This is a genomic window from Hansschlegelia beijingensis, from assembly GCF_014196425.1.
In the GTDB taxonomy this organism is placed as follows: domain Bacteria; phylum Pseudomonadota; class Alphaproteobacteria; order Rhizobiales; family Methylopilaceae; genus Methylopila; species Methylopila beijingensis.
Window position 1 is genome coordinate 400,249 of record NZ_JACIDR010000002.1, and the last position, 21,200, is coordinate 421,448.

The 21,200-nt window shown below is 69.6% G+C and carries 24 protein-coding genes; 13 read left to right on the top strand and 11 right to left on the bottom strand.

Annotated elements, in window-relative coordinates; translation table 11 throughout:
- Positions 1-26: 26 nt before the first annotated feature.
- From GGR24_RS08400 to GGR24_RS08410, 3 genes are read right to left on the bottom strand one after another with little or no spacing between them, the layout of a single operon-like run.
- Positions 27-863: a shikimate dehydrogenase gene (locus GGR24_RS08400; RefSeq protein WP_183394893.1), complete on the bottom strand. Its 837-nt coding sequence runs from the start codon at positions 861-863 to the stop codon at positions 27-29.
- Complete coding sequence (locus tag GGR24_RS08405; RefSeq protein WP_183394894.1) at positions 860-1,477, bottom strand: Maf family protein; 618 nt, start codon at positions 1,475-1,477, stop codon at positions 860-862. Before GGR24_RS08405 ends, GGR24_RS08400 begins: the two co-directional genes overlap by 4 nt.
- Complete coding sequence (locus GGR24_RS08410) at positions 1,474-2,328, bottom strand: pyruvate, water dikinase regulatory protein (RefSeq protein WP_183394895.1); 855 nt, start codon at positions 2,326-2,328, stop codon at positions 1,474-1,476. The genes GGR24_RS08405 and GGR24_RS08410 overlap by 4 nt, the downstream gene beginning before the upstream one ends.
- A 345-nt stretch (positions 2,329-2,673) precedes the next feature.
- Between GGR24_RS08410 and hemE the strand changes: the two genes are divergently transcribed.
- From hemE to GGR24_RS08435, 5 genes are all read left to right on the top strand, one after another.
- Entirely contained in the window at positions 2,674-3,744 is a 1,071-nt protein-coding gene (hemE, locus tag GGR24_RS08415; RefSeq protein ID WP_343066222.1) for a uroporphyrinogen decarboxylase, read from the top strand.
- Positions 3,745-3,792: 48 nt separating this feature from the next.
- Positions 3,793-4,221: a protoporphyrinogen oxidase HemJ gene (gene hemJ / locus GGR24_RS08420; protein ID WP_183394896.1), complete on the top strand. Its 429-nt coding sequence runs from the start codon at positions 3,793-3,795 to the stop codon at positions 4,219-4,221.
- Positions 4,222-4,487: 266 nt separating this feature from the next.
- On the top strand, positions 4,488-5,753 hold the full coding sequence (rho, locus tag GGR24_RS08425) for a transcription termination factor Rho (protein ID WP_183394897.1): 1,266 nt from the start codon (positions 4,488-4,490) through the stop codon (positions 5,751-5,753).
- 97 nt (positions 5,754-5,850) lie between these two features.
- Entirely contained in the window at positions 5,851-6,618 is a 768-nt protein-coding gene (locus GGR24_RS08430) for a TPM domain-containing protein (protein ID WP_183394898.1), read from the top strand.
- A 71-nt stretch (positions 6,619-6,689) separates the two neighbouring features.
- Positions 6,690-7,259 (top strand): TPM domain-containing protein, encoded by a 570-nt coding sequence (locus GGR24_RS08435; protein ID WP_246398172.1) that lies wholly within the window; start codon positions 6,690-6,692, stop codon positions 7,257-7,259.
- A 3-nt stretch (positions 7,260-7,262) separates the two neighbouring features.
- Here GGR24_RS08435 and GGR24_RS08440 read toward each other — a convergent pair whose 3' ends face one another.
- Together GGR24_RS08440 and mutM are read right to left on the bottom strand one after the other, a co-directional pair.
- Positions 7,263-8,042: an enoyl-CoA hydratase gene (locus tag GGR24_RS08440; RefSeq protein ID WP_183394900.1), complete on the bottom strand. Its 780-nt coding sequence runs from the start codon at positions 8,040-8,042 to the stop codon at positions 7,263-7,265.
- A 132-nt stretch (positions 8,043-8,174) separates the two neighbouring features.
- Positions 8,175-9,056 carry a bifunctional DNA-formamidopyrimidine glycosylase/DNA-(apurinic or apyrimidinic site) lyase gene (mutM, locus tag GGR24_RS08445; RefSeq protein WP_183394901.1) on the bottom strand — a complete coding sequence of 294 codons (882 nt, stop codon included), beginning with the start codon at positions 9,054-9,056 and terminating at the stop codon, positions 8,175-8,177.
- A gap of 145 nt (positions 9,057-9,201) precedes the next feature.
- Here mutM and ubiE point away from each other — a divergent pair, with 145 nt between their 5' ends.
- The 6 genes from ubiE to cysK all read left to right on the top strand — a co-directional run bounded on the left by ubiE (position 9,202) and on the right by cysK (position 14,881).
- On the top strand, positions 9,202-9,978 hold the full coding sequence (ubiE, locus tag GGR24_RS08450) for a bifunctional demethylmenaquinone methyltransferase/2-methoxy-6-polyprenyl-1,4-benzoquinol methylase UbiE (protein ID WP_183394902.1): 777 nt from the start codon (positions 9,202-9,204) through the stop codon (positions 9,976-9,978).
- A gap of 53 nt (positions 9,979-10,031) precedes the next feature.
- Positions 10,032-11,606, top strand: a complete 1,575-nt coding sequence (gene ubiB, locus GGR24_RS08455) for a 2-polyprenylphenol 6-hydroxylase (RefSeq protein ID WP_183394903.1) — start codon at positions 10,032-10,034, stop codon at positions 11,604-11,606.
- Positions 11,607-11,620: 14 nt separating this feature from the next.
- On the top strand, positions 11,621-12,850 hold the full coding sequence (coaBC, locus tag GGR24_RS08460; RefSeq protein ID WP_343066223.1) for a bifunctional phosphopantothenoylcysteine decarboxylase/phosphopantothenate--cysteine ligase CoaBC: 1,230 nt from the start codon (positions 11,621-11,623) through the stop codon (positions 12,848-12,850).
- Positions 12,850-13,296 carry a dUTP diphosphatase gene (gene dut, locus GGR24_RS08465; protein ID WP_183394904.1) on the top strand — a complete coding sequence of 149 codons (447 nt, stop codon included), beginning with the start codon at positions 12,850-12,852 and terminating at the stop codon, positions 13,294-13,296. The genes coaBC and dut overlap by 1 nt, the downstream gene beginning before the upstream one ends.
- Positions 13,297-13,313: 17 nt before the next feature.
- Complete coding sequence (locus GGR24_RS08470) at positions 13,314-13,787, top strand: RrF2 family transcriptional regulator (RefSeq protein ID WP_183394905.1); 474 nt, start codon at positions 13,314-13,316, stop codon at positions 13,785-13,787.
- Positions 13,788-13,894: 107 nt separating this feature from the next.
- Entirely contained in the window at positions 13,895-14,881 is a 987-nt protein-coding gene (gene cysK, locus GGR24_RS08475; protein WP_183394906.1) for a cysteine synthase A, read from the top strand.
- Between the two features lie 3 nt (positions 14,882-14,884).
- Here cysK and GGR24_RS08480 read toward each other — a convergent pair whose 3' ends face one another.
- Complete coding sequence (locus GGR24_RS08480) at positions 14,885-15,943, bottom strand: MBL fold metallo-hydrolase (protein ID WP_183394907.1); 1,059 nt, start codon at positions 15,941-15,943, stop codon at positions 14,885-14,887.
- Positions 15,940-16,428 carry a YaiI/YqxD family protein gene (locus tag GGR24_RS08485; RefSeq protein ID WP_183394908.1) on the bottom strand — a complete coding sequence of 163 codons (489 nt, stop codon included), beginning with the start codon at positions 16,426-16,428 and terminating at the stop codon, positions 15,940-15,942. Before GGR24_RS08485 ends, GGR24_RS08480 begins: the two co-directional genes overlap by 4 nt.
- Positions 16,429-16,624: 196 nt before the next feature.
- Between GGR24_RS08485 and infC the strand changes: the two genes are divergently transcribed.
- Together infC and GGR24_RS08495 are read left to right on the top strand one after the other, a co-directional pair.
- Entirely contained in the window at positions 16,625-17,164 is a 540-nt protein-coding gene (infC, locus tag GGR24_RS08490; RefSeq protein WP_183395210.1) for a translation initiation factor IF-3, read from the top strand.
- A gap of 157 nt (positions 17,165-17,321) precedes the next feature.
- Positions 17,322-17,891, top strand: coding sequence for an ActR/PrrA/RegA family redox response regulator transcription factor (locus GGR24_RS08495; RefSeq protein ID WP_281375322.1), 570 nt, complete (start codon positions 17,322-17,324; stop codon positions 17,889-17,891).
- 117 nt (positions 17,892-18,008) lie between these two features.
- Here GGR24_RS08495 and GGR24_RS08500 read toward each other — a convergent pair whose 3' ends face one another.
- The 4 genes from GGR24_RS08500 to GGR24_RS08515 all read right to left on the bottom strand — a co-directional run bounded on the left by GGR24_RS08500 (position 18,009) and on the right by GGR24_RS08515 (position 21,190).
- Positions 18,009-18,275 (bottom strand): hypothetical protein, encoded by a 267-nt coding sequence (locus GGR24_RS08500; protein ID WP_183394909.1) that lies wholly within the window; start codon positions 18,273-18,275, stop codon positions 18,009-18,011.
- Positions 18,276-18,439: 164 nt separating this feature from the next.
- A complete protein-coding gene (locus tag GGR24_RS08505) occupies positions 18,440-18,931 on the bottom strand; it encodes an MmcB family DNA repair protein (RefSeq protein ID WP_183394910.1) in 492 nt (163 codons plus the stop codon).
- Between the two features lie 46 nt (positions 18,932-18,977).
- A complete protein-coding gene (locus tag GGR24_RS08510; protein ID WP_183394911.1) occupies positions 18,978-19,610 on the bottom strand; it encodes an NUDIX domain-containing protein in 633 nt (210 codons plus the stop codon).
- A complete protein-coding gene (locus GGR24_RS08515; RefSeq protein ID WP_183395212.1) occupies positions 19,607-21,190 on the bottom strand; it encodes an ABC transporter ATP-binding protein in 1,584 nt (527 codons plus the stop codon). Before GGR24_RS08515 ends, GGR24_RS08510 begins: the two co-directional genes overlap by 4 nt.
- Positions 21,191-21,200: the final 10 nt, after the last annotated feature.

The window sequence follows — 21,200 nt, forward strand, 5'->3', positions numbered from 1 at the left end:
GTCCGGGGAGGCGTCATTCGCCCCGATCATCGGCCGAGCAGGTCGTCGACGACGATCCGGCGCAGTTCGTCGGTCACCTCCGGCCGGACGCCGAACCAGCGCTCGAAGCCCGGCGCGGCCTGATGGAGCAACATGCCGAGGCCGTCGACCACCACGTTTCCTCGGGCGCGGGCGGCAGCGAGCAGATCGGTCTCGAGCGGCGCATAGACCAGATCGGTCACCACGGCCGTGCGGGAAAGCGGCGCGAGCTCGATCTCCAGCGGCGGCTTGCCCGTCATGCCGAGCGACGTCGCGTTGACCAGAAGGTCCGCCTCCGCCAGCAGCTCGGGCAGATCGTCCGGCCCATAGGCCTCGCCGGCCCGGCCCGCGAGGCGCGCGACCTCGAAGGCGCGGGACGCGGTCCTGTTCACCACCGTGACGCGCGCGAAATCCCGCTCGGCGAGCGCGGCCGCGACCGCGCGGGCCGCGCCCCCTGCGCCGAGAACCACGGCGAGGCGGCGGCGGCCTTCCCAGCCGGCGGCCGCGGCGTCCAGATTGGCGAGGAACCCGAAGCCGTCGGTGTTCGCGCCACAGAGAACCCCGTTCTGCAGCCAGAGGGTGTTCGCCGCCTCGAGCGCCGAGGCGCTGGGCTCGGACGCCCCGAGAGCGCGGAACGCCGCCTCCTTGTGCGGGACCGTCACGTTGCCGCCGACGAAGCCCCGGTCGGCCAGGTTCCCCACGAAGCTCTCGAACTCTTCCGGCGGGACTTCGGCGAGCTCATAGGCCCCTGCGACGCCATAGAGCCGCAGCCAGTACCGGTGAATCATCGGAGAGCGCGACTGCCGCACCGGCCAGCCGATCACGCAGGCTTTCGGACCGCTCACGCCCGTATCGCTCCCAGGTCACGCAAGGCGGACAACAGCGGCAGGAGAGGCAGTCCGAGAATGGTCCGGAAGTCCCCCGAGACATGATCGAAAAGATGGGCCCCGAGCCCTTCGAACTGATACCCGCCGACGCTCTTCAGGATGTCCGGGCCGGCCGCCGCGAGGTAGGCCTCGATGAAATCGCCGGACAGCGGCCTCATGGTCAGCCGCGCCTCGTCCACGAAGCTCCACAGCACCTGACCCTTCCGGGCCAGCGCGACCCCGGAGAACAGGCTGTGGGTGCGCCCGGAGAGCCGCCGAAGCTGCTCGCGTCCGGCCGCCGCATCGACCGGCTTGGTGAAGCGTTCGGCGCCAAGCGCGAGCGTCTGGTCGGCGCCGATCACCAGCCGGTCGGGATAGCGCCCGGACACCTCCGCGGCCTTGGCGCCCGCGAGGGCGCGCGCGACGCCGGGCGGCGTCGTCTCCGCGGCGCCCAGGCGCGCCTCCACGTCACGCTCGTCGACCTGGGAGGGACGGACCTCGGGCGCGAGCCCTGCTTCCCGCAGGATGTGCGCTCTTATCTCGCTCTTCGAGGCAAGCGCCGGCGGCGCCTGCTCGAGCCAAAGCCCGCTCATCGCGCTTCCGCCGCGCGCTTCGCCCGGTGTTCGGTCAGCATCGCGATCACGGACGCGGCGGTCTCCTCGATCGAACGGCGGGTGACGTCGATGGTCGGCCAGCCATGGCGGGCGCAGAACCGGCGCGACTCCATCACCTCGGACGCCACGGCCTCCGGATCCACATAGGCGCCGTCCCCCAGAACGCCGGCGGCCTGGCCCTCGAGGCCGAGAATGCGATTGTGGCGCATCGCGACGATCCGCTCGGGCGTCGCCACAAGCCCCACGATCAGCGGACCCTTGAGCTTGTCGAGGCCGAAGGGCGGCGGCAGGTTGGGCACCAGCGGGATGTTGGCGGTCTTCACGCCGCGATTGGCGAGGTAGATCGAGGTCGGCGTCTTGGAGGTGCGGCTCACCCCGAGAAGCACGACGTCGGCTTCGGCGAGACCGCCGGCCTCCTGACCGTCGTCATGCGCCATGGTGTAGTTGAGCGCCTCGATTCGCTGGAAGTAGCCCGCGTTCAGCGCGTGCTGGGCGCCCGGCGTGTTGGCCTGCTCGGCTCCCAGATAGGACCGCAACATCTGGAACACCGGCGCGAGCACGGACAGGCACGGACAGCCGAGATCGCGGCAGCGGCTCTCCAGCATCTCGATCAGCTCGGCCTCGACCAGCGTGTAGAGCACGATGCCGGGCTCCGACTGGATCTCGTCCAGCACCCGCTCGAGCTGACGGACCGAGCGCACCAGCGGGTAGACATGCTCGACGCTCGAGATCCCCGCATATTGCGAGGCGGCGGCGCGCGCGACCGCGACGAGCGTCTCGCCCGTCGCGTCGGATACGAGATGGAAGTGGAAGGAGTTCGGCGACGACATGGAGGCTGCAGCGCGGAGGGACGGCCTAGCGAAAGGCTGTCGAGGAGGCGGTGGACGGCTGTGGATGAACTGAGCCGCTTCCGCGAGGCGAGACCGTACTGTCGCCGAGGCGGCCATTTTCATCAACACCCCTGCGCGGCGGGAGAGCCGTGAAAGGCGGCGCCGTGGAAATGGTGAACAACTCCTTAACCGCCCGGCGAAGCACGGCTCGCCACAGGCGTTAACGGATGGTTAACGCGCGCTTGGCTGTGGACGGGTTGTGGAGGGCTCGTAACGGCTGTAATCCGCCTGCCTAGAAAAAGAAGCAGAAAGACTCGAATCTTAGAGTCTGGAAGAGAGGCTCGAGTGAGCGCGCCTGTGGTCGAGAGAAGAGAAACGCCTCCGAGAGACGGGTCCCTCTTCCTCAGGACGCTCTCCGGCGAAGCGCTCCCGACGCCTCCGGTCTGGCTGATGCGGCAGGCGGGGCGCTACCTGCCGGAGTACCGGGAGCTCAGGGCCAGGGCCGGCGGCTTCCTCGATCTCTGCTACACGCCCGCTCTCGCGACCGAAGTGACGCTGCAGCCGATCCGCCGGTTCGGCTTCGACGCCGCCATCCTGTTCTCCGACATCCTCGTCGTCCCGCACGCGCTCGGGCAGCACGTCGGTTTCGTCGAAGGCGAAGGTCCGCGGCTCGAGCCGGTGACGTCGCGCGCCGAGTTCGGACGCCTGCGGGACGAGATCGATCTGGCGATGCTGGCCCCGGTCTACGAGACGGTGAGCCGCGTCCGCTCCGAGCTCGCGCCGGAGAAGGCGCTGATCGGCTTCTGCGGCGCGCCCTACACGGTCGCGACCTACATGGTCGCCGGCCGCGGCGGCGACGAGCAGGCGCCCGCCCGGCTGCTCGCCTATCGTGATCCGGAGGCCTTCAGCGAACTCATCGATCGTCTCGTCGAAGCCTCCGCGGCTCACTTGGTCGCGCAGCTCGAGGCCGGCGCCGACGCCGTCCAGATCTTCGACAGCTGGAGCGGCGACCTGCCGCCCGACGAGTTCACCCGCTGGTCGACCGAGCCGATCAGGGCGCTCTGCGAACGGGTCAGGGCCAGGGTTCCGGACGCGAAGATCCTCGCGTTTCCGCGCGGCGCAGGGGCGAAGCTCGCCGGCTTCGCCCGCGCCGTTCCGGCCAACGCCTTCGGGCTCGCGACCTCCGAGGACCTGCGGGCCGCCCGCGCGGCCGTTCCCGCCGGGGTCGCGCTGCAGGGGGCGATCGATCCCTTGGCCCTGATGGCAGGCGGCGCCGCGCTCGATCGGGCGGTGGACCGGGTGCTCGAGGAGCTCGGCGGCGCGCCGCTCGTGGTCAATCTCGGGCACGGGGTGCGGCAGCACACGCCGCCGGAGCATGTCGGCCAGCTCGTGGCGCGCGTCCGGCGAAACCGGTAGGCTGCCGCTGCGCACGCCGTTTCCGCGCGCGGTCCGATTCGAGGGCAGATGGACGTCTATCTCTGGATCAAGGCGCTGCACGTCGCCGCGGTGATCGCTTGGATGGCGGCGATGCTCTATCTGCCGCGCCTGTTCGTCTATCACGTCGGCGCCGCGGCCGGCTCCGAGACCTCCGAGACCTTCAAGGTCATGGAGCGGCGGCTGCTGAGAGGCATCGCCACGCCCTCGATGATCGTCACCTGGCTCGCCGGCCTCACGCTGGTCTGGCAGGGCGGCTGGATGACGTCGGGCTGGCTGCACGCCAAGTTGCTGCTGGTTCTGATCCTCTCGGGGATCCATGGGATGCTGGCCCGCTACACGCGCGATTTCGCGAATGACCGGAACGTCCGCTCCGCACGCTTCTACCGGATCATCAACGAGGTTCCGGCGGTGCTGATGCTGGCGATCGTCATCCTCGTGATCGTGAAGCCTTTCTGACGGTCCAATTCCTCGTGACCGCGCGCATGCCCCTTGTGGAGCGGCCCGTCTCCCGGTAAGAGGAATTCCTCTCAAGAGTCGGTTGTCGGCGCGCGGGTTCAGCTCAGAGCTCGTCACGTCCCGTAAGCGGGGCCAAGGCCCTCCGACGCCACGACCACGGAAGACCGGCCGGTCCTCCGCCGACGCGCCGCCCGGCGATCGTCCGTCTCCTCTCTCCTTCCTTCCGCCCGGCGACCTGCGCCGGACCCCACTGCCAAAGGCCACCGATGCCAGAAGTCAGGCTCTTCGATCTCAAGGCCAAGTCGCCGACCGAAATTCTCGCCCAGGCCGAGGAGCTCGAGGTCGAGAACGCGAGCACCCTGCGCAAGCAGGAACTGCTGTTCGCCATCCTGAAGCAGCTCGCTGCGCGCGACGTCGACATCATCGGCGGCGGCGTCGTGGAGGTTCTCCAGGACGGCTTCGGCTTCCTGAGGTCGCCGGACGCGAACTACCTGCCGGGCCCCGACGACATCTACATCTCGCCTTCGCAGATCAGGCGCTTCTCGCTGCGCACCGGCGACACCGTCGAGGGCCAGATCCGCAGCCCGAAGGAGAGCGAGCGTTACTTCGCTCTGCTCAAGGTCAACACGATCAACTTCGAGGACCCGGACAAGGCGCGCCACAAGGTCCATTTCGACAACCTGACCCCGCTCTATCCCGACGAGCGGCTCAGGATGGAGATCGAGAACCCGACCAAGAAGGACATGTCGACCCGCGTGATCGACATCGTCGCCCCGCTCGGAAAGGGCCAGCGCGCGCTGATCGTCGCGCCGCCCCGGACGGGCAAGACGGTCATGATGCAGAACATCGCGACCGCGATCGCCGCCAACCATCCCGAGTGCTACCTCATCGTCCTGCTGATCGACGAGCGGCCCGAGGAAGTCACGGACATGCAGCGCTCCGTGAAGGGCGAGGTCATCTCCTCGACCTTCGACGAGCCGGCGCAGCGCCACGTCCAGGTCGCCGAGATGGTGATCGAGAAGGCCAAGCGCCTCGTGGAGCACGGGCGCGACGTCGTCATCCTGCTCGACTCGATCACCCGCCTCGGCCGCGCCTACAACACCGTGGTGCCGTCGTCCGGCAAGGTGCTGACAGGCGGCGTCGACGCCAACGCCCTGCAGCGGCCGAAGCGCTTCTTCGGCGCGGCCCGCAACATCGAGGAAGGCGGCTCGCTCACGATCATCGCCTCGGCGCTGATCGACACCGGCTCGCGCATGGACGAGGTCATCTTCGAGGAGTTCAAGGGCACCGGCAATTCCGAGATCATCCTGGACCGCAAGGTCTCGGACAAGCGCGTGTTCCCGTCGATGGACATCACGCGGTCCGGCACCCGCAAGGAAGAGCTCATCGTCCCGGCCGACCAGCTCAAGAAGATGTACGTTCTGCGCCGCATCCTGAACCCGATGGGCACGGTCGACGCGATCGAGTTCCTGCTGGACAAGCTGCGCTCCACCAAGACCAACGCCGACTTCTTCGAGTCGATGAACACCTGAACCGGGCCGCTCGACGCCTCAGGCGCCGAGCGTTTCCCTTTGGTCGCGTCCTTCGGATGACCCGGAGGACGGCGGCCCCTTGGGCTAAGCTTGCGCCATGATGCCAACGCGCGTTCTCGGCAGGCTGCTTGCGCTCACGCTTCTCGTGCTGGCGGCGATCGGGCCCGTCCGCGCGGATCTCTCCTTCCCGGCCTTCACCAATTATGTGGTGGATGCGGCGGACGTGCTGCCGCCGGCCGAAGAACAGGCGCTGATCGCCAGGCTCAAATCCTTTCAGGAACGCACGGGCCACCAGTTCGCGATCGCGACGGTGCCGTCCCTGCAGGGAACCAGCGTCGAGGATTTCGCCAACCGCCTGTTCCGCGCCTGGAAGCTCGGCGACGCCAAGCGCAATGACGGGGCGCTCCTGCTCGTCGCGCCCGCTGACCGCAAGGTGAGGGTCGAGGTCGGCTATGGCCTCGAGGGCGACCTGACGGATGCCGTTTCACGACTGATCATCGAGAACGCGATCCTGCCGCGGTTCCGCGCCGGCGACATACCGCGCGGCATCGAGCGCGGCGCCGACGACGTGATGGCGGTGTTCTCCGGGCAGGCCGAAGACTACAAGGCCCGCGCGGCGCAGTTGAGCGAGGAGGAAGAGCCTCCGGTCGTCGTCGACATCTTCATGATCCTGTTCCTGTTGTTCTTCCTCTATGTGCTCTGGCGCTCGATGCGTGGCGGCGGCGGGAGTTCGAGGCGCCATGGCCCCTGGGTCATCGGCGGCCCCGGCGGTTACGGCGGGGGCTGGTCCGGAGGCGGCGGAGGCGGTTTCGGGGGCGGCGGGGGCGGCTCTTCGGGCGGCGGCGGAGCTTCCGGCGGATGGTGAGAGAAACGCCTTGCGCTCAGGATGAGTCGGCCCTGACGGACGCCGACCGGAAGCGCATCACGGAGGCCGTGATGGCGGCCGAAGCCCGCACCGCGGGCGAGATCGTGGTGGTGATCGAGACCGAGCCTTGCGAGGAGCGCGACGTCGCCGTCGCGCTGATCATCGCGGGCTTTCTCGCGATCCTCGCGGCCGGGCCGCTGTCGCTGCTCAACCTGCGGCTGGAGTCGATCGTCATCGGACAGGCCGCGATCTTCGCCGCGCTCGCCGCCCTTGCGGCGGCGCCGAGGGTGCGGGCCGCTCTGCGCCTGGACAGGCTGCCGGCGTCGGCCGCGCGCCGCGCTGCGGAGCGCGCCTTTCTGGAGCTTAAGCTCGGCCGCACCAAGGAGCGCACGGGAGTGCTGATCCACGTGGCGCTGGCCGAAAGACATGTCGAGGTCATCGCGGACCAGGGAGTGCACACCGCCGTCGCGCCCGAGACCTGGCGCGAGACCGTCATGGCGATCGTGGCGGCTGCGAAACAGGGGCGGCTGGCGGACGGGATCGTGGCGGCGGTGGAGCGCTGCGGCGACGCGCTCGCCGACGTCCTGCCGCCGCAGCCCGGCCTCGGGGACGAACTGCCCAATGAACCCGTGACGCGCTGAGCGTCACCGGTTCCTGAACTGCGGCTTCCGCTTCTCCAGGAACGCCGCCATTCCCTCTTTCTGGTCCTCGGTCGCGAACAGCGCCTGGAACGAGCGGCGCTCGGCGCGGGCGCCCTCGGACAGAGGGCTCTCGAAGGCGGCGTTGACGGCCTCCTTGGCGGAGAGCGTCGCGACCCGCGGCAGCGAGGCGATGCGGTCCGCGATCGCGATCGCCTCCTCGGTCAGGCGCTCGGCCGGAACGAGGCGAGCGACCAGCCCCGAACGCTCCGCTTCCTGCGCGTCCATCATCCGGCCCGTCAGGACGAGGTCCATGGCCTTCGCCTTGCCGACCGCGCGCGCCAGGCGCTGCGTTCCGCCAAACCCCGGAATGATCCCGAGCGTGATCTCGGGCTGGCCGAACCTGGCGTCCTCCGCCGCGATGATGATGTCGCACATCATCGCCAGTTCGCAGCCGCCGCCGAGCGCGTAACCCGAAACCGCGGCGACCAGCGGCTTGCGGCAGTCGAGCAGCCTGCGCCAGGCGGCCCCGAGATCGGCGAGGTAGACGTCCGAAAAGCTCTGCTCCGCCATCTCGCGGATGTCCGCGCCCGCCGCGAAGGCCTTTTCGCCGCCCCGGATCACCACGGCGCCGATGGCGTCGTCGGCGTCGAACGCCGCCACCGCATCGCCGAGTTCGCGGACGAGCTGGGCGTTGAGCGCGTTCATCGCCTTCGGTCGGTTGAGAGTGACGAGGCCGACCGCGCCGCGGGTCTCGACCAGGACGGTTTCGAAAGATGGCGTCATGAGACCTCTTGGGCGACAGGCGTCATCCGGCCGGAGCTCGCCCGGATCATCGGGGCAGCATAGGGCGCTCCGTCCCGATGACGATCAGGTTCCGCGTCGCGGCTTGTCGGGGCGGGCGCCGGCGACGTCGCGTCATTTCTGGCAGACGGGGCAGAAGAAGGTCGAACGTCCCGTCTGCGTGATCCGCCTCACGACGCCGCGGCAGCCCGGCGTCGGGCAGGGCTCATCCTCCCGGTCATAGACCCGGAACGAATGCTGGAAATAGCCGAGCTCGCCATCAGCGTGGGAGAAGTCGCGCAAGGTCGAGCCGCCGGCCGCGATCGCGGCCTGCAGCACCTCGCGGATCGCAAGCGCCAGCCGCTCCGAACGCGCCGTGGGGCCGCCGTTCTTGCTGGCGATCGAGCCCGCGAGGCGCTTTGGGGACAGCCGGGCGCGGTGCAGCGCCTCGCAGACATAGATGTTGCCGAGCCCTGCGATCAGGCGCTGGTCGAGCAGCGCAGCCTTCAGGCTGGTCTGTCTGCGGTGAAACAGCCGCGCCAGCAGGGCGCCGTCGAGTTCGTTGCCCAGGGGTTCGATCCCGACATGCCGGAACAGCGGGTGCGCCTCGAGGCCGGCTCGCGGGATCAGCGCCATGAAGCCGAAGCGCCGCGGATCGTTGTAGGTCACGGTCGCGCCGCCCGACAGGGCGAACGCCACATGATCGTGCGCCGCCGCCTTCGAGCGCGGATGATGGAACGCGCCAGGCGCCTGCTCGGCCTCCGGCAGGGTGACGCGGAACGATCCGGACATGCCGAGATGCATCACCAGCGTCTCGCCGTCGTCGAGATCGGCCAGCAGATATTTGGCGCGTCGGCCGAGCGAGGTGACGGTGCGGCCGGCGAGCCGCTCGGCGAAGCGCTCGGGGAACGGGAAGCGCAGATCCGGCCGACGGGCCTCCACCCGCTCGATCCGGCGGCCTTCCATGACGGGCGCGAGCCCGCGGCGCACAGTCTCGACTTCGGGAAGTTCAGGCATGACGGGATGCTTTCGGGAGGCGCGGCGGGCGGGGCGCTGAATGTCGGGCCGCAGGGCTCGCGGCTCAAGTCCGGCCGTTCGCGACTGGCGCCGCCTCCGCCCCCGCGCTAGGGTCCGCGCGCCCCGCCCGAGGATTGCGACGCCCATGGACCGACAGCACGGCCCCGACGCCGGGACCGACACCCATTTCGGATTCACCGACGTTCCGCTCAGCGAGAAGCAGGGCCTGGTCGACGACGTCTTCCACAAGGTGGCGTCCCGCTACGACCTGATGAACGACCTGATGTCGGGCGGGCTGCATCGGGCCTGGAAGTCCGTGATGACCACGTCGATCGGACTGCCGCGCGGCCCGCGCAGGTTCGACCTGCTGGACGTCGCCGGCGGCACGGGCGACATCGCCTTCCGGGCGATCGACGCCGGCGGGGCGGGGGTGGCCGTCACGGTGCTGGACATCAACGGCGCCATGCTCGAGGTCGGCGCCGCGCGCGCGGCCAAGAAGCGGCTCTCCGATCGCGTCACCTTCATCCAGGGGAACGCCGAGGACCTGCCTTTTCCCGACCGCTCCTTCGACGCCGTGACGATCGCCTTCGGCATCCGGAACGTCCCCCGCGTCCCGCTTGCGCTGAAGGAGATGCGCCGCGTGCTCAAGCCCGGCGGGCGCCTGCTGGTGCTCGAGTTCTCGAAGGTGGACGTGCCCGGCTTCGACCGGATCTACGACGCGTTCTCGTTCAGGGTCATCCCGCAGCTTGGCCGGATGGTGGCGGGCGACGCCGAGCCTTATCGCTATCTCGTCGAGTCGATCCGCAAGTTTCCGGACGCCGAGACCTTCGCGGACATGATGCGCGAGGCCGGATTCGAGCAGGTCGCCGCGACGCCCATGACGGGCGGCGTCGCGGCGCTCCATGTCGGCTTCAGGATCTAGACGTGGCCTGCTTCAGGACACTCCGCGCCGGTTCGGGCGCCTAGGCCGCGACGATGCCCGTTCTGAGCGCCGTCCCGAATCTGTTCCGGCTCGCCCGCGGGGGCTTCGTCATGGCGCGCGAAGGCGCGCTGCGGCTCGCTGATCCGCTCGAGCTTCCGCCCCTCGCCCGCACCCTGCTGCGCCTCGGCAGGCTGATCGAGAAACGCTCCGCCAAGGATGGCGGCGAAGGTCTCGCCAACGCGCTGGAGCGGCTCGGGCCGTCCTATGTGAAGCTCGGCCAGTTCCTCGCCACGCGGCCCGACGTGGTCGGGTTCAAGACCGCGCGCGACCTCGAACGGCTGCATGACAGCGTGCCGCCCTTCCCGCACGAGGTCGCTGAGGCGGCCATCGTGGAGGCGCTCGGGGCGCCGCTCTCCGCAAGCTTCGTCTCGCTCGGGCCGGCGGTCGCGGCGGCGTCGATCGCCCAGGTGCACCGCGCGGTGGTGCGGACCGAGGATGGCGGCGAGCGCGCGGTCGCTGTCAAGATCGTGCGGCCCGATGTGGCGCGCCGCTTCTCCCGCGACCTGTCGGCCGTCTTCGCCGTCGCGCGCCTGCTGGAGCGCTGGGTCCCCAAGACCCGCCGGCTGAGGCCGCTCGAGGTGGTCCGGACGCTGGCGCGCTCCGTCGCGATCGAGATGGATCTGCGTCTGGAGGCGGCCGCGCTCTCGGAGATCGCCGAAAACACCGCCGGCGATCCCGGCTTCCGCGTGCCGGCGGTCGACTGGGAGAGGACCACCCGCGGCGTGCTGACGCTGGAGTGGATCGACGGCGTGAAGCTCTCCGACCGCGCCGGCCTGGCGGCTGCGGGGCACGACCTGCCCGCGCTCGGACGCCACCTGATGCAGACTTTCCTGCGCCACGCGATGCGGGACGGCTTCTTCCACGCCGACATGCATCCGGGAAATCTGTTCGTGGATTCCGCCGGCACCCTGATCGCGGTGGACTTCGGCATCACGGGCCGGCTCGGCATGAAGGAACGCAGGTTCCTCGCGGAGATCCTCTACGGCTTCATCGTGCGGGACTACCGGCGGATCGCCGAGGTCCATTTCGAGGCGGGCTATGTCCCGGCGGACGAGTCCGTCGACGAGTTCGCGCGGGCGCTCCGGGCCATCGGGGAGCCGATCTATTCGCGCACCGCCGACCAGATCTCCATGGCGCGCCTGCTGACGCTGCTGTTCGAGGTCACCGAACTGTTCCGGATGCAGACGCGGCCGGAGCTCCTGATGCTTCAGAAAACCATGGTGGTGGTCGAGGGCGTCGCGCGCACGCTGGACCCGAAGCTCGACATGTGGCGCACCGCGGACCCCGTGGTGCGGGAATGGATCGAGCGCAATCTCGGCCCCGTCGGGATCGCGGAGCGCGCCACGGACGAGCTGCGGAAGCTGGCGAGGGGCGTCTCGGGCCTCCCGGATCTGCTGCTGCGGGTCAACCGCACCTCGGTGGAGCTCGAGGACGTCGTGCGCGGGGGCTTCACCTTCTCGGACGAAAGCATCCAGGCGATCGCTCACGCCGTCCAGCGCCGCGCGTTCTGGGGCGATCTCGCGCTGTGGGTGATCGCCATCACGTTCGTGTTCTATGTGTTCGGGTGACCCCGGAGTTCACCGTGACAGGCTTGGGCGGCGCCGCGCGCGAGACGCGCATTCTTCTCATCATCGGCGGCGGCATCGCGGCCTATAAGTCGCTCGACCTGATCCGCCGGCTGAAAGAGCGCGGCTGCTCGGTCCGGGCGATCCCGACTTCGGCCGCCGCCGAGTTCGTGACGCCGCTGTCGGTCGCGACGCTCACGGGCGAGCGCGCCTTCCAGAACCTGTTCGACCTGACCGACGAACACGACGTCGGCCACATCCGGCTGGCGCGCGACGCCGATCTGGTGGTGGTCGCGCCCGCCACCGCCGATCTTCTGGCCAGGATGGCGAACGGGCTCGCCAACGATCTCGCCTCCACCGCGCTGATCGCCACCACGGCTCCGGTGCTGGCCGCGCCGGCCATGAACCCCACGATGTGGGCGCATCCGGCCACCCGCCGGAACGTGGCGCGCCTCGAAGCCGACGGCGTCCGTTTCGTCGGGCCGGGGACCGGCCTGATGGCCGAGCGTGGAGAAAGCGGGCTCGGCCGCATGAGCGAGCCGCTGGAGATCGTGGCCGCCGTCGAAGCGCTGCTGCGCCCCGCGAACACGGCCGGCCCGCTCGCCGGCCGCCGGGTGCTTGTCACCTCCGGACCGACCCATGAGCCGATCGACCCCGTGCGCGTGCTGGCGAACCGGTCCTCGGGCCGCCAGGGCCACGCCATCGCGGCCGCGGCCGCCCGCGCCGGCGCGGAGGTCACGCTGGTGTCCGGCCCGGTGGCGATCCCGGATCCCGCCGGCGTGACGGTCGTCAGGGTCGAGACGGCGCGAGAGATGCTGAACGCGGTCGAGGCCGCGCTGCCGGTCGATCTCGCCGTCTTCGCCGCGGCGGTCGCCGACTGGCGGGTCGCGGACGGCGCGGCTCAGAAGATCAAGAAAGGCGCTGGCGGCCCGCCGGCCCTGACGCTCGTCGAGAACCCTGACGTGCTGGCGACGGTCGCCCACGGCCTGCGACGGCCGGCGCTGGTCGTCGGCTTCGCGGCCGAGACCGAGAACGTGGTCGAGCACGCCCGCGCCAAGCTCATCCGGAAACGCGCCGACATGATCGTCGCGAACGATGTCTCCACGGGCAGCGGCGTGATGGGCGGCGACGACAACCGGGTGCACATCGTCACCGCCGACGGCGTCGAGGACTGGCCGGCGCTTTCCAAGGCCGCGGTGGCGGAACGGCTCGTCGACCGTCTGGCCGCGCTGCTTGGGCCGGCGTGATGGAGCTGCGCGTCCTGATGCTGCCGCACGCCGAGGGGCTGCCTGCGCCGGCCTACGAGACCGCGGCGGCCGCCGGCATGGATCTGCGCGCGGCCGTTCCGGAGTCGGAGCCGATCGTGATTTCTCCCGGGGGCCGCGCTCTTGTCCCGACAGGGCTAGCGCTCCAATTCCCGCTTGGGTTTGAGGCCCAGATCCGGCCGCGTTCGGGGCTGGCGCTCCGACACGGGATTACGGTTCTGAATGCTCCCGGGACGGTGGATGCGGACTATCGCGGCGAGGTCGGAGTTCTTCTGGTCAATCTTGGAAGCGAGCCGTTCGCCGTCGCGCGGGGGGCCCGGATCGCGCAACTTGTCGTCGCTCCGGTCGTTCAGGCGAAGGTGGTGACGGCCGAGACGCTCGATCCCACCGCGAGGGGAGAAGGCGGATTCGGCTCAACGGGGCGGTGATCCCGCGAGGAGACGTCATGAACTTGCTGCCGCGTCGGAGTCTGTTGGCTGTCGCCGCCGTCGTGGACATCGCGTATCACGCGCGCCCGACTCCGATCGCCGCCAAGACGCTCGCTGCGCGCCACGGCCTGCCGCCCCGCCACCTCGAGACACTGCTTCAGGTTCTGGTTCGCGCCGGCATTCTCAAGGGCGTGCGCGGCCCTCGCGGCGGCTACGAGCTTGCCCGCGAACGCCGCCGCATCTCGATCGCCGACATCGTCCGGGGCGCGCTCGGGGAGCCGGAGGATGAGCCGGACGGGCGCGGACGCGAACCGGACGGCAAGATCATCCCCTCGCCGCTCGTTTCCGACGTCGTCACGCCGATGATCCGGTCGGCCTCCGAAAGCTTCCTGGAGCGGCTGGACGAGATCACCGTGGAGGATCTCTGCCTGGAGGCCGAACGCCGATCGGTCTTCGAGGACAGCCGCCCGACCTATGATTTTACAATCTGATTATGGCAATCTAGCTTTTATCGACATTCCTCTGTGTCATGCCTATCTTGCGGTGACCCGAACCGCCGCGCCCTAGAGCGGCGCGACGTTCCTGGAGGATGATCCGCATGAGCGAGCCCGCTTTCAAACTTTCCGAGCCCGCCGCGCATGCGCCGGGTCGCGGCCGCATCTACGATTCGATCACCGACACGATCGGCGACACGCCTCTGGTGCGGCTGGACCGGCTCGCGGCCCACAAGGGCGCAAAGGCCACCATCCTGGCGAAGCTCGAGTTCTTCAATCCGATCGCGAGCGTGAAGGACCGCATCGGCGTCGCGATGGTCGACGCGCTGGAGCGTGACGGCATCCTGCGGCCGGACAGCGTGCTGATCGAGCCGACCTCGGGCAACACCGGCATCGCGCTGGCCTTCGTGGCCGCCGCGCGCGGCTATCGCCTGATCCTGGTCATGCCCGAGACCATGTCGCTCGAGCGCCGCAAGATGCTGGCGCTTCTCGGCGCGGAACTCGTCCTGACCGAGGGCGCCAAAGGCATGAAGGGCGCCGTCGCGCGCGCCCAGGAACTGGTGCGTGAGATCCCGAACGCCATCATACCTCAGCAGTTCGAGAACCCGGCCAATCCCGAGATCCACCGTCGGACGACGGCGGAGGAGATCTGGAACGACACCGCCGGCGAGGTCGACTACGTCGTGTCCGGCGTCGGCACCGGGGGCACCATCACGGGCGTCGGCCAGGTTCTGAAGCCGCGGAAGCCTTCGCTCAGGATCGTGGCGGTCGAGCCCGAGGATTCTCCGGTTCTCTCCGGCGGCCAGCCGGGCCCGCACAAGATCCAGGGCATCGGCGCCGGCTTCGTGCCCGGCGTGCTGGATCGGTCCGTCATCGACGAGGTCGTGACCGTCGGAAACCAGACGTCGTTCGAGACCGCGCGGCTGGTCGCGCGGCTTGAAGGCGTTCCGGTGGGCATCTCGTCCGGCGCGGCGCTTGCGGCGGCGCTCGAGGTCGGCGGACGGCCCGAGGCCGCGGGCAAGACGATCGTGACGATCATCCCGAGCTTCGCCGAACGCTATCTGTCGACGGCTCTGTTCGAAGGCCTCTGAGCCTCAGGCCTCCCATGCCTCTCCTGGCCTGAGCGCGCGGAAGCGCTCAGGCGGGACGCCGCGCGCACGAAGCGCGGTCGCGAGTTCCGCCGCCGGGGCGTCGATCGCCTCCGCGGTCAGGCGGAAGACGCCCCAGTGACAGCCGATCGCGTGCTCCGCGCCGAGCAGCCTGAAGGCCTCCACGGCCTCGGCGGGGTTCAGGTGCTGGTCCTTCATGAACCAGCGCGGCTCATAGGCGCCGATCGGAAGGATCGCGAGGCGGAACGGGCCATGCTCGGCGGCCGCCTTGCGGAAATGCGCTCCGCTGAAGAACCCCGTGTCGCCCGCGAAATAGACGCGGCCAGCCTCCCCCGCATCGATCGCGAACGCCGTCCACAGCGCCTTCCGCCGATCGGTCACGCCGCGCGCCGACCAGTGGCAGGCGGTGACGAGCGAAGCGGTCACGCCGTGGCCGAGCTCGACCCGATCGCCCCAGTCATGGGCCTCGACCCGGGCGCGCGGGGCGTCCGCCCGCACGATCACGTCGTTGCCGAGCGCGGTCACGATCCGCGGATCGTCGCGAGCGACCAGCCGCGCGAGCGTCGCCGTGTCGAGGTGGTCGTAGTGATTGTGCGACAGCAGCACGACGTCGATCCTGGGCAGGTCTTCGAACGCGACGCCCGGCGGACAGACCCTCTTGGGGCCTGCGAAGCTGACCGGCGAGCACCGCTCGGACCAGACCGGGTCGGTCAGTATGTTGAGGCCCGCGGCCTGGATCAGGTGGGTGGCGTGGCCGATCGAGACCACCCGCAGCCCGGGGCCCGTGACTTCCGGCGGCGGCCGGTCGGCGAAGGGGCTCGGCCAGTTTTCCGGCCAGGGCGCCTTCTCGGCGAGACGGAGCGCCCGGAACGCCTGGATCGGCGACTTGTCCGGCGGCTGTTCCGGGTGGAAGAAGCGCAGGCCGTCGAAGTGGTCCGAAGGCGGCCCGTCATAATACGGGTTGCGCCCGCGGGCCCAGCCGAACCAGCCGGCCGCGGCGAGCGGCGCCGCCCCCAGAAGAGCCAGCAGACGACGACGGGTCATGCGCCGTCCTGCGCTTCGAGCGCGCGCCGCGCGCGGACCACCGCGTGCTCCAGCTGCTGCAGGAAGCGCGAACGGTCCTGCGGCCGGAAGGCGCCCGGGCCGCCGGTGATCTCCCCGACCTCCCGCAGATGGCTCATCAGTTCGCGGCTCGCGAGCGCGGCTCCGATGTTCGCCTCGGTGAAGGCGCGGCCGGACGGACCGAGCGCCGCCGCGCCCTTGGCCAGGCAGCGCGCGGCGAGCGGCACGTCCGCGGTGACCACGATGTCGTGAGCCTTCGCGTTCTCGGCGATCCAGTCATCGGCGACGTCCGGGCCGGCCGGCACCACCTCAAGGCGCACCTTCGCGTCGCGCGGGGTGAAGATGAAGCGGTTCGCGACCACCACCGTCTGCAGCCCGTGGCGTTCGGCGACCCGGTAGACTTCGGACTTCACCGGGCAGGCGTCCCCGTCGATGAACACCGTCGGAAGCGGGGGTGACTGGCTCAAGGGGCGCGGGTCTCCTCTGGACGACGATCAGCGGCGGGATGCCCGGCTGACGTTGACTTCGCAAGAGTTTGTCACGATCTTGGCGATTGACGGGCGGCGTGTGCTGCGCCGGCGACGCGTCAGCCTCGTGCCTGGACCACGGGGCCATTTGCGTTGGAAATCCGTCGCTGTTTTGTCTTCAGAGGAGAATTCCGCCATTCGTCGACCCATGAGGCCTCTCGCGCCGGTCCAGAAGGACGGTCCGCGCGTCAACAAGGAGATCCGCGTCCTCGAAGTTCAGCTCATCGATGCTGAGGGGCGCAATCTCGGCCCCACGAAGATCAACGATGCGCTCCAGGCGGCCGAGGACGCAGGGCTCGATCTCGTCGAAATCGCGCCGAACTCCGTCCCGCCGGTCTGCAAGCTGCTCGACTACGGCAAGTACAAGTATCAGAATCAGAAGAAGGCCGCCGAGGCGCGCAAGAACCAGAAGATCGTCGAAGTCAAAGAGATCAAGATGCGGCCGAACATCGATGATCATGACTACGACGTGAAGCTCCGGGCGATGCGGCGTTTCTTCGAGGAAGGCGACAAGGTCAAGGTGACCTTGCGGTTCCGCGGCCGCGAGATGGCGCACCAGGATCTCGGCCTGAAGCTTCTGGTGAAGGTCCGCGAGGAAGTCGGCGAGCTCGCGAAGGTCGAGAGCGATCCGTCCCTCGAAGGGCGGCAGATGACCATGGTGCTCGCCCCGCGTTGAGGCGGGGCGCGCGCGCTATGCCCGCGGTCCGCAGCAGCCGGGCGGCTGGGCTGCGCCCGGCGCGGTTGATCCGGCATATCGCGGGGTATAGTGCTTCGATTGGTCGCGGCCCGCCTACGCGACTGGCAAACTGGACGGCGGATCGCGGAGTGACGCGATGCAGATGATGGTTGATCAGGTGGCGGCCTCGGCGCCGCAGCCCGTCGAGGAGATGAGCCTCCTCATCGTCGACGACGACCGCGCATTCGTTCAACGGCTTGGACGGGCGATGGAGGCGCGCGGCTACGCCGTGACCGTGGCCGAGACGATCCGGGACGGGCTGGAGGCTGTCGAGAAGAAGCCGCCGGCCTTCGCCGTGGTCGACATGCGGCTCGGCGACGGCTCCGGCCTCGACGTGATCCAGGCCCTGAAGACCCGGCGGCCCGAGGCCCGGGGCATCGTGCTCACGGGCTACGGGAACATCGCGACGGCCGTCACGGCGGTGAAGCTGGGCGCGGTCGACTATCTGGCGAAGCCCGCCGACGCGGACGAGATCCACAGCGCGCTCAGCGCGGGCGATCACAAGCCCGAGCCGCCCGAGAACCCGATGTCGGCCGATCGCGTGCGGTGGGAGCACATCCAGCGCGTCTACGAGCTGTGCGGACGGAACGTCTCGGAGACGGCGCGCCGGCTGAACATGCACCGCCGGACGCTTCAGCGCATTCTGGCGAAGCGCGCGCCGCGCTGAACGACGGCGACGTCGGCCGCATGGTCGACGTCGCGCATCGGCGTCAAAACATCACTGGAGCCTTGGGCCGCCGGGATTCCGTCCCCGCGGATGATCATGCCTCGGGTCGCGCCGAAGTCAGGCGACGCGCGCGGGCCGGAACGGGATCACGGACGCGCCGAGCGTGGCCTTGGCCTCGCCGGGCTCTCTGATCTCGCCGAATTCGATGACGGCGTCGATCGCGCGGCGAAGATCCTCCGGCCGGTCGAGGTCGACGCCGAAGTCCGCCGAGATCGTGGCCGCGGCGCCGATCAGGGCGGAGAAAATCACCCTCGGGTCCTCGCCGCAGCGCTGAAGCGTGCGCGCGAGACGCAGGATCACCGCGTTCACGTCATCGTTCGACATCGAAATCTCCAACGCGCAGGACGTCCGGCGCGGGGCTGTTGGTTCGCGCCTCGAGAGAGCAGATTTCAGATCACCTTTGCGAATCACCCGAATACGAAGGTCGGGCGCAGATTGTTCCGAATTGAGACCGCAAGGTGCGCGAATTGTGGCGGCTCATCAGAGCCTCAAAGCAGGCCATGCGGCGCCTGAGGATCCAGCGTCGCCTGCAGTCGAAGCGCGGCGAGCCGCGCGAAACCGAGCGACACGGCCTTGCGTCTGGCGCCCGGGAGAGGGTGTCGGGCGCTCGCTCGCAGCTCGGCGGCGCCGTAGCGGTCGGCGATCAGCAGCCCGACCTCCTCCGGTATCAGCGCCACCGGAAAGGCCTGGTCGACCGCGAAGTAGAAACGGTCGCAGAACTCGCGGTAGTCCGGCCATTTGCGATCGGTGCGGAAGTCCTGCGGGCCCGACTTTATCTCGACGATGACGATCTCGCCCTGCGGACCGATAGCCATCACGTCCGCTCGGCGGCCGGACCTCAGCGGCGTCTCCAGCAGGCAGCCATAGCCGGCGGCCGCAAGGTAGCGGCACACGCCGCGCGCGATTCCGGCGGACACGCCCGCAAGCGACCCCGTTCTGGGCCCCGGTCCGTCCTGCAAGGTGGTGATGGCGTTCTGCATACGTTCTAGTATGGCACGAAACCGGAACGGCGCAAGCGCGTCCCGTTCAGGCCGCGAGCAGCCGCCGGAGCTGGCCTCGGTTGAGCGCGAGCCATTGCAGGGCGAGCAGCAGATAGCCGTTCCGAGGCGCCGGATTCGAAAGGCTTTCGATCGCCTCGTCTATGGTGACGGCGAACGGGCGCGTGAGCTCGTTTTCGGCCGCGGCGCCGGAATGGTCCGGCAGGTCGGCGGCGTCCACCGAGACGAGGAACAGGGTCGCGCTCTCGTCGACGATGCCGGGCGTCGGCAGGAAGTCGAACAGGCGGACGATCTTTCGGGCCGTGATCCCGGCCTCCTCCTCGATCTCCCGGACCACGGCGGCCTCGGCCGCCTCGCCGGGCTCGACCCGGCCGGCCACGACCTCGACGAGATCGCCCTTTCCGGTGGCGAGCGCCGCCGGGAGCCGGAACTGCCGGATCAGCACCAGCAGGTCGCGCTCGACGTCGACCGCCAGCGCGGCCACGCAGGGTCCCGCGCGCAGCACTTCGCGCTCCTGCACGATGCGGCCGCGCCCGGCGGCTTCCGGCAGCGTCACGCGCCAGCGCTCGAGGCGGCGGTAGCCCGCATGGATGAGCTCGGGCCCTTCGAGCTCCGCCGCGGCCTCGGCGTCGGCCAGCCGGTCATCGCGGCCGCCGCTCATTGACGGACCGCGGCCGGCTGCCGCGCGTCGAGGTCGAAAGCCGCGGCCAGCAGCGCCTTGGTGTAGTCGGTCCGGGGCGCGCTCAGCACCTCGCTCGCCGGGCCCTGCTCCACCACCTTGCCTTCGCGCATCACCACCACCTCGTTCGCGAGCGCCCGGACGACCTTGAGGTCGTGGCTGATGAACAGGAAGGACAGCTTCCGGCGCGCCTGCACGGCGCGCAGGAGGTCGACGATCTGCGCCTGGACGGACATGTCGAGCGCGCTCGTCGGCTCGTCGAGCACGATGAAGCGCGGCTCCAGAGCGAGCGCCCGGGCGATCGCGATGCGCTGCCGCTGGCCCCCGGAGAACTCGTGCGGATAGCGATCCATGACGGAGGGGTCGAGGCCGACGTCGCTCAGCGCGCGCGCCACCGCGTCGCGCCGCTCGGCGGTCGTCAGCCGCGCGCCCTGAATGCGGAGGCCCTCCGAAACGATGTCCAGCACCGGCATCCGGGGGCTGAGCGAACCATAGGGATCCTGGAAGACGATCTGCATCTCCTTGCGGATCGGCCGCATGGCGGAGAAGCCGAGACCCTGGAGAGGCTTGCCCAGGAAGGCGATCCGGCCCTCGCTCGCGATCAGCCGCAGGATGGCCAGCCCCAGGGTCGTCTTTCCGGACCCGGATTCACCCACGACGCCGACGGTCTGACCCTCGCGCACCGTCACGCTGACGCCGTCGACGGCTTTCACATGGCCCACCGTCTTGCGAAAGAAGCCCCTCTTGATCGGAAACCAGACCTTCAGGTCCTCGACCTCGACGAGCGGCCGCGCCGCGCCGTCGAACGCCGGGGGCGCGCCCTTGGGCTCGGCCGCCAGAAGCTTCTTCGTGTAGGCGTGCTGCGGCCGGAGGAAGACGTCCTGCGTCGCGCCCTGCTCGACGATCTTGCCGCCCGTCATGACGCAGACGCGGTCGGCGATCTTCCGGACGATGCCGAGGTCATGGGTGATGAACAGCATCGCCATGCCGAGCCTGCTCTGCAGCTCCTTCAGAAGCGCCAGAATCTGCGCCTGCACGGTCACGTCGAGCGCAGTCGTGGGCTCGTCCGCGATCAGCAGGTCGGGCTCGTTGGCGAGCGCCATCGCGATCATCACGCGCTGGCGCTGGCCGCCGGAAAGCTGATGAGGAAAGGCGTCGAGCCGCTCCTCGGGCCGCGGAATTCCGACCTGCTCCAGAAGCTCGAGGACCCGCGCCCGGCGCCTGGGGGCCGACCAGCCGCGGTGGACCGCCAGAATCTCGCCGACCTGCCGCTCGATGGTGTGCAGCGGGTTGAGCGAGGTCATCGGCTCCTGGAACACCATGGAGATGTCGGCGCCGCGGACCTTCCGAAGCTCGCGCTCCGGCGCCTTCAGGAGGTCCTTGCCGCCGAACAGGATCTCGCCCGACGGGTGGCTAGCGGCCGGATAGGGCAGCAGCCGAACGATCGAGAGCGCGGTCACGGACTTGCCCGACCCGCTTTCCCCGACGAGCGCCAGGGTCTCGCCCTTGGCCAGATCGAAGGAGGCGCCCTCGACCGCGCGCATGGCTCCGCCCTCGCCCATGAAGGCGACG

What these genes read in the sequence shown, in the direction of transcription:
- cysK (WP_183394906.1), top strand. Translation starts at nt 13,895, where the DNA reads ATGAGCGAGCCCGCTTTCAAACTTTCCGAGCCCGCCGCGCATGCGCCG.
- hemJ (WP_183394896.1), top strand. Translation starts at nt 3,793, where the DNA reads ATGGACGTCTATCTCTGGATCAAGGCGCTGCACGTCGCCGCGGTGATC.
- GGR24_RS08430 (WP_183394898.1), top strand. Translation starts at nt 5,851, where the DNA reads ATGATGCCAACGCGCGTTCTCGGCAGGCTGCTTGCGCTCACGCTTCTC.
- GGR24_RS08435 (WP_246398172.1), top strand. Translation starts at nt 6,690, where the DNA reads ATGGCGGCCGAAGCCCGCACCGCGGGCGAGATCGTGGTGGTGATCGAG.
- GGR24_RS08405 (WP_183394894.1), bottom strand. Translation starts at nt 1,477, where the DNA reads ATGAGCGGGCTTTGGCTCGAGCAGGCGCCGCCGGCGCTTGCCTCGAAG.
- GGR24_RS08515 (WP_183395212.1), bottom strand. Translation starts at nt 21,190, where the DNA reads ATGGGCGAGGGCGGAGCCATGCGCGCGGTCGAGGGCGCCTCCTTCGAT.
- GGR24_RS08495 (WP_281375322.1), top strand. Translation starts at nt 17,322, where the DNA reads ATGCAGATGATGGTTGATCAGGTGGCGGCCTCGGCGCCGCAGCCCGTC.
- GGR24_RS08505 (WP_183394910.1), bottom strand. Translation starts at nt 18,931, where the DNA reads ATGCAGAACGCCATCACCACCTTGCAGGACGGACCGGGGCCCAGAACG.
- mutM (WP_183394901.1), bottom strand. Translation starts at nt 9,056, where the DNA reads ATGCCTGAACTTCCCGAAGTCGAGACTGTGCGCCGCGGGCTCGCGCCC.
- GGR24_RS08410 (WP_183394895.1), bottom strand. Translation starts at nt 2,328, where the DNA reads ATGTCGTCGCCGAACTCCTTCCACTTCCATCTCGTATCCGACGCGACG.
- dut (WP_183394904.1), top strand. Translation starts at nt 12,850, where the DNA reads ATGGAGCTGCGCGTCCTGATGCTGCCGCACGCCGAGGGGCTGCCTGCG.
- GGR24_RS08480 (WP_183394907.1), bottom strand. Translation starts at nt 15,943, where the DNA reads ATGACCCGTCGTCGTCTGCTGGCTCTTCTGGGGGCGGCGCCGCTCGCC.
- rho (WP_183394897.1), top strand. Translation starts at nt 4,488, where the DNA reads ATGCCAGAAGTCAGGCTCTTCGATCTCAAGGCCAAGTCGCCGACCGAA.
- GGR24_RS08470 (WP_183394905.1), top strand. Translation starts at nt 13,314, where the DNA reads ATGAACTTGCTGCCGCGTCGGAGTCTGTTGGCTGTCGCCGCCGTCGTG.
- GGR24_RS08500 (WP_183394909.1), bottom strand. Translation starts at nt 18,275, where the DNA reads ATGTCGAACGATGACGTGAACGCGGTGATCCTGCGTCTCGCGCGCACG.
- ubiB (WP_183394903.1), top strand. Translation starts at nt 10,032, where the DNA reads ATGCCCGTTCTGAGCGCCGTCCCGAATCTGTTCCGGCTCGCCCGCGGG.
- GGR24_RS08440 (WP_183394900.1), bottom strand. Translation starts at nt 8,042, where the DNA reads ATGACGCCATCTTTCGAAACCGTCCTGGTCGAGACCCGCGGCGCGGTC.
- GGR24_RS08510 (WP_183394911.1), bottom strand. Translation starts at nt 19,610, where the DNA reads ATGAGCGGCGGCCGCGATGACCGGCTGGCCGACGCCGAGGCCGCGGCG.
- ubiE (WP_183394902.1), top strand. Translation starts at nt 9,202, where the DNA reads ATGGACCGACAGCACGGCCCCGACGCCGGGACCGACACCCATTTCGGA.